The organism is Enterobacter cloacae complex sp. GF14B, assembly GCF_004136805.1.
GTDB lineage: Bacteria > Pseudomonadota > Gammaproteobacteria > Enterobacterales > Enterobacteriaceae > Enterobacter > Enterobacter hormaechei_C.
In genome coordinates this window covers 1-5332 of record NZ_QFRV01000141.1, presented here as the reverse complement: position 1 = coordinate 5332, position 5332 = coordinate 1, and the positions used below count along the sequence as shown (strand labels likewise).

The window sequence follows — 5332 nt, the reverse complement described above, 5'->3', positions numbered from 1 at the left end:
ATGCGATTATTGCCGGAGGCGGAATGGTCGGCGGTCTGGGTGAGCGCTATACCCGCGTGGCGGCGGCACACGCGGTGCACAACGGCTTAACCGTGCTGCCGCAGACGGAAAAATACCTGCACGGCACCAAGGTGGCCTACGGCATTCTGGTCCAGAGCGCCCTGCTCGGCCAGGACGACGTGCTGGCGCAGCTGGTGGCGGCATACCAACGCTTTAACCTGCCGATCACGCTTCGCGAGCTGGACGTTGATGTAAACAACCGCGACGAGCTGGATAAGGTCATTGCCCACACCCTGCGCCCGGTGGAGTCGATTCACTATCTGCCGGTGACGTTAACGCCTGAGGTGCTGCGCGCCGCGTTTGCGAAGGTGGAATCCTTCAGTCGTTAATTGCGCCGACGGGCTATACCTAATGATGATTCTCTCCACTCTTGCAACGAGGTCATCATGCAGATCGATTTAACAGGTAAAAAGGCGCTGGTTACCGGTGCCAGCCGCGGGCTTGGCCGGGCGATTGCGCTGTCGCTGGCGCGCGCCGGTGCCGATGTGGTTATCACCTACGAAAAATCCGTCGATAAAGCCCAGCAGGTCGTCGATGAGATCAACGCGCTGGGGCGACACGGCGAGGCGATTCAGGCCGACAGCGCCAGCGCGCAGGCGATTCAGGATGCGGTCACGCAGGCGGCGCGCGCTCTCGGCGGGCTGGATATTCTGGTCAATAACGCCGGGATTGCGCGCGGCGGCCCGCTGGAGTCCATGACCCTGGCGGACATCGACGCTCTGATCAACGTCAACATCCGCGGCGTGGTGATCGCCATTCAGGAAGCGCTGGTGCATATGTCGGACGGCGGACGCATCATCAACATTGGCAGCTGTCTGGCGAACCGCGTGGCGCAGCCGGGGATCGCCGTCTACTCGATGACCAAGTCTGCCCTTAACTCTCTCACCCGAGGTCTGGCCCGTGATTTAGGCCCGCGCGGCATTACCGTCAACCTGGTCCACCCCGGGCCGACCAACAGCGATATGAACCCGGAAGACGGCGAGCAGGCTGACTCTCAGCGTCAGCTTATTGCCCTGGGCCATTACGGCCAGCCGGAGGATATCGCAGCGGCAGTCACCTTCCTCGCCAGCCCGGCTGCGGGGCAAATTTCCGGCACCGGTCTGGATGTCGACGGCGGTCTGAACGCCTGATCGCAAATTTACTGTATGCCTCTGTCGCCCGGCAGAGGCCTGTTCGAGCCGCCTCGACGATTCGCGTTTTGCCGCTTTCTCGCGGTTATTCTCCGCTCTACAGTACCTCATTAGAAATTCGGAATTTATCTAATAGTCTTATTATTTCCTTATATTTTGTGTGGGCGTACAGTGGAGGTACGGATGAAGATTGTGTGGTCTAAAACAGCAGAGAAGCAGTTTTCTAAAATCGATCCTCGATATCAGAACCGCATTAAATTCAGGCTGGAGAAGATGGACGATAAAACATCACCTGTCGCGGATATCAAGAAATTATCTTCTCCCGAAAACCACTACAGGTTGCGATTAGGTGATTACAGGGTCATTTACACCTTCGGAGACCCGCCGGGTGATATCTGCTACGTAGTGGCAGTAAAACGCCGGACAACCACTACCTACCTTCATGAGGAGCATACGGAATATGACTATTCAGTTCATCAAGGATGAAGAAGGAAAAAAACAGTATGTTGTCATACCCTACGGTGAATATTTTCGCATGCGTTTAGCCATGCTTGAGTACGATGACGATGATGAAAACGACTGGGAAGACATCCCTTACGAATCAGACATCTACGATAACGTAGGTTTACCGGGTGAAGTGTGCGACATCATGCATAACGAGAACGTCAGCCTACAGGCCGCCTGGCGCATTTTACGCGGCATGTCCCAGCAGGAGGTGGCGGAGAAGCTTGGCATCAGCCAGTCCGCCGTGTCACAGCTGGAAGCGCTGGACTCCCGACCGCAAAAGCGCACCCGCGAAAAGCTGGCGGCACTTTACGGCTGTAAACAGGAGCAGATCAGCCTCTATTTACCAAAAGAGGGTTAACAGCACTTCGCCCCGCCCTTGCCGCCGTAGCGGGCGTCCTGACGGTCGCGGAAAAATTCTTCGTAGGTCATGGGCGTCTGGTCCGGGTGGTTGACGCGCATATGCTCGACGTAGTTGTCGTAATCCGGCACGCCAATCATCATTTTAGCGGCCTGGCCCAGGTATTTACCTGCTTTGGAAAGGGTGTCGAACATAATCAGTTTCTCGTTTGTATTCCCCTCACCCTGACCCTCTCCCCAAAGGGGAGAGGGAACTTTAACACCCTCTCCCCTTTGGGGAGAGGGGTGGGGTGAGGGGGTTTGGTAATGTTAATGCGCCCCTTTCGCCTGGGTGACAATCTCGTCCAGGTTCTCAGGCATTGGCTCATACGGCGTCTCTTTCGCCGTCGGTTTGTCGACTTTCAACGCCGCCAGCGCGGTTTTCAGAGAATACAACGCCAGCACCACAACCACCACCATAAAGAAGATGGTCAGCCCGGCGTCCAGACGGTTGTTAAACACCAGCTGCGACAGCTGAGATTCGGTGTACTGTGCCGGGATCTTACCGCTGTCGATCATCGCCTGGAACTTGTTGGCGATCGCCAGGAAGCCCACCTTGTTGTCCGGGCTGAAGGCTTTCTGCCAGCCCGCGGTCAGGGTACAGATCAGCAGCCACGCCGTTGGCACCAGCGCCACCCATGCGTAACGCTGGCGCTTCATCTTGAACAGCACTACCGCGCAGAGCATCAGGGCCATGCCCGCCAGCATCTGGTTGGCGATACCGAACAGCGGCCACAGGGTGTTAATCCCGCCCAGCGGGTCGACCACGCCCTGATGCAGGAAGTAGCCCCACGCCAGCACGCACAGCGCTGTCGCCAGCAGGTTAGCCGGGAGTGAATCGGTACGCTTCAGATTCGGGGAGATCACCCCCAGCAGATCCTGCAACATAAAGCGCGCCGCGCGCGTACCGGCATCCACCGCCGTCAGAATAAACAGCGCCTCGAACAGAATGGCGAAGTGATACCAGAACGAGACATCCATCAGCCCGCCCAGCGCGCCGTGCAGGATGTAGGCCATGCCCACCGCCAGCGTTGGTGCCCCGCCTGCGCGGGAGATAATCGACTGCTCGCCGACCTCATTAGCGATATGCGTCAGCGTTTCAGGCGTAATCGCAAAACCCCAGCCGCTCACCACCTGCGCGGCGGAAGCGACCACGTCAACGGTGCCCGCCGGAGCCAGGACCGCCATCGGGCTGTTCATCGCGAAATACACGCCCGGGTCAATAATGCAGGCGGAGACCAGCGCCATAATCGCCACGAAGGACTCCATCAGCATGCCGCCGTAGCCAATCAGGCAGGCCTGATTCTCATTCGCCAGCATCTTCGGCGTGGTCCCGGAGGCAATCAGCGCGTGGAAGCCCGACACCGCCCCACAGGCGATGGTGATAAACAGGAACGGGAACAGATTGCCGGTCCAGACCGGGCCGGTGCCGTCAATAAATTTGGTCAGCGCAGGCATGGTCAGAGTCGGGCGCATAATCAGAATGCCGATCGCCAGCCCGACGATGGTGCCGATTTTCAGGAAGGTAGAGAGGTAGTCACGCGGGGCCAGCAGCAGCCATACCGGCAGCACCGCCGCCACGAAGCCGTAGCCTACCAGCATCCAGGTCAGCTGCACGCCGGTGAAGTCGAAGAACGGTGCCCAGGTCGGGCTTTCCGCCACCCAGCCGCCGGAGATAATGGCAAACACCAGGAACACCAGGCCAATGACTGACACTTCACCAATGCGCCCCGGACGCAGGTAGCGAATGTAGATCCCCATGAACAGCGCCAGCGGTATGGTGAAGGCGACGGTATAGGTTCCCCACGGGCTGTGGGTCAAGGCTTTCACCACAATCATCGCCAGCACCGCGAGGATGATCACCATGATCATAAAGGTCGCCACCAGCGCAATCACCCCGGCGGTTGCCCCCATCTCTTCTTTCACCAGCTCACCCAGCGAACGACCGTCGCGACGGGTGGAGACGAACAGCACCATGAAGTCCTGCACCGCGCCCGCCAGCACCACCCCCGCGAGGATCCAGATCATCCCCGGCAGGTAGCCCATCTGCGCGGCCAGTACCGGCCCCACCAGCGGGCCTGCCCCGGCAATCGCCGCGAAATGGTGACCGAACAGCACTTTTTTATCGGTCGGCACGTAGTCCAGACCGTCGTTATGACGCACGGCCGGCGTCATGCGCGTGCCGTCTACGCCCAGCACCGTCTTTGCGATATAGCGGCCATAAAAACGGTATGCGATCAGATAAATGCAGACGGAGGCGACGACGATCCACAGCGCGTTGATCTGCTCCCCCCGGTTGAGGGCGATATAGCCCAGGGCAAAGGCTCCCACCACGGAGAGCACCGCCCACGTAAGGTATTTCCCTGAGTTGTTCATAGTTGTTGTCCGTTGTTGTGAAACAGTGAGATGTTACATTTTGTTTCTAGAACAACGGATAAAATTTAACAACTTTGAAACGCAATAATGCGTGGTCAAACCAGAGATTTACACCACAGTGTTAAGCCGATCACTTTCAGCTGAATGACTTACCCCAACACCATCGTACTCAACCGACAGGTACAGCACCGCCGTCCCTGCTCGTCGAACACCACGATCTCCCAGCTCTGGCTGGAACGGCCCAGATGCAGCGGCTGACACACGCCGCGTACCTTACCGTGTGAGACTGCGCGGTGGTGCGTAGCATTCAGTTCCGTACCCACCACGTTCTGCCCGTCACGGGTCATCAGAAAACCGGCCATCGAGCCCAGCGTTTCCGCCAGCGCCGCCGAGGCGCCGCCGTGCAGCAGGCCAAACGGCTGATGGGTACGCGCATCCACCGGCATCTCCGCTTCCAGCGTATCGTCCCCGAGGCGGGTATAGACGATGCCAAGGTGCCCCACCATCGTATTCAGGCTGGTGGCGTTCAGCTCCTCGAGCGTTAAATGACGTTTCCAGATCATTACGCCCCCAGCGTGGAGCCGCCGTCCACCACGATATCCTGCAAGGTGATATGGCTAGCGGCATCGGATGCCAGGAACAGCACGGTCGCAGCAATCTCCTGCGGACGGGCAATTTTACCGAGCGGAATGCCGAGCTTGAATTGCTCGCCAAAGCCGCGAATGCGCCGCTGTTCCGCATCGTCGCTGGTCCACAGGGTGCGCTGCATGTCGGTATCCGTTGAACCCGGCGACACCAGGTTACAGCGTACGCCGCTGCCCGCCAGTTCCAGCCCGACGGTCAGCGCCAGGCTTTTCAGCGCC

Annotated in this window: 8 protein-coding genes; 4 read left to right on the top strand and 4 right to left on the bottom strand. The window is 58.8% G+C overall.

What is annotated here, in order from left to right; all coding sequences use genetic code 11:
* From DD606_RS23615 to DD606_RS23600, 4 genes are all read left to right on the top strand, one after another.
* Positions 1-389: iron-containing alcohol dehydrogenase (locus tag DD606_RS23615; RefSeq protein WP_129259269.1), on the top strand; the 389-nt coding region annotated here is incomplete at its 5' end.
* A gap of 57 nt (positions 390-446) precedes the next feature.
* The gene (locus tag DD606_RS23610) at positions 447-1190 is read left to right on the top strand and encodes an SDR family NAD(P)-dependent oxidoreductase (protein WP_047054249.1); all 744 of its coding nucleotides are present in this window, start codon (positions 447-449) and stop codon (positions 1188-1190) included.
* A 183-nt stretch (positions 1191-1373) separates the two neighbouring features.
* Entirely contained in the window at positions 1374-1676 is a 303-nt protein-coding gene (locus tag DD606_RS23605; RefSeq protein WP_022647393.1) for a type II toxin-antitoxin system RelE/ParE family toxin, read from the top strand.
* On the top strand, positions 1651-2055 hold the full coding sequence (locus DD606_RS23600; protein WP_023324295.1) for a helix-turn-helix transcriptional regulator: 405 nt from the start codon (positions 1651-1653) through the stop codon (positions 2053-2055). Before DD606_RS23605 ends, DD606_RS23600 begins: the two co-directional genes overlap by 26 nt.
* Here the strand turns inward: DD606_RS23600 and DD606_RS23595 are convergent.
* The 4 genes from DD606_RS23595 to DD606_RS23580 form a co-directional block, all read right to left on the bottom strand.
* The gene (locus DD606_RS23595; RefSeq protein WP_006809671.1) at positions 2052-2249 is read right to left on the bottom strand and encodes a YbdD/YjiX family protein; all 198 of its coding nucleotides are present in this window, start codon (positions 2247-2249) and stop codon (positions 2052-2054) included. The genes DD606_RS23600 and DD606_RS23595 overlap by 4 nt on opposite strands.
* 114 nt (positions 2250-2363) lie before the next feature.
* Positions 2364-4469 (bottom strand): pyruvate/proton symporter CstA, encoded by a 2106-nt coding sequence (gene cstA, locus DD606_RS23590; RefSeq protein WP_015571172.1) that lies wholly within the window; start codon positions 4467-4469, stop codon positions 2364-2366.
* A gap of 149 nt (positions 4470-4618) precedes the next feature.
* Positions 4619-5032: a proofreading thioesterase EntH gene (gene entH, locus DD606_RS23585; protein WP_015571173.1), complete on the bottom strand. Its 414-nt coding sequence runs from the start codon at positions 5030-5032 to the stop codon at positions 4619-4621.
* On the bottom strand, positions 5032-5332 hold a 301-nt coding region (locus DD606_RS23580; protein ID WP_129259267.1), incomplete at its 5' end, for an SDR family oxidoreductase. The genes entH and DD606_RS23580, both read right to left, overlap by 1 nt.

Bases quoted from the DNA above. Each gene is read 5' to 3' on its own strand.
- DD606_RS23610 (WP_047054249.1), top strand. From the start codon at position 447: ATGCAGATCGATTTAACAGGTAAAAAGGCGCTGGTTACCGGTGCCAGC.
- DD606_RS23605 (WP_022647393.1), top strand. From the start codon at position 1,374: ATGAAGATTGTGTGGTCTAAAACAGCAGAGAAGCAGTTTTCTAAAATC.
- DD606_RS23600 (WP_023324295.1), top strand. From the start codon at position 1,651: ATGACTATTCAGTTCATCAAGGATGAAGAAGGAAAAAAACAGTATGTT.
- DD606_RS23595 (WP_006809671.1), bottom strand. From the start codon at position 2,249: ATGTTCGACACCCTTTCCAAAGCAGGTAAATACCTGGGCCAGGCCGCT.
- cstA (WP_015571172.1), bottom strand. From the start codon at position 4,469: ATGAACAACTCAGGGAAATACCTTACGTGGGCGGTGCTCTCCGTGGTG.
- entH (WP_015571173.1), bottom strand. From the start codon at position 5,032: ATGATCTGGAAACGTCATTTAACGCTCGAGGAGCTGAACGCCACCAGC.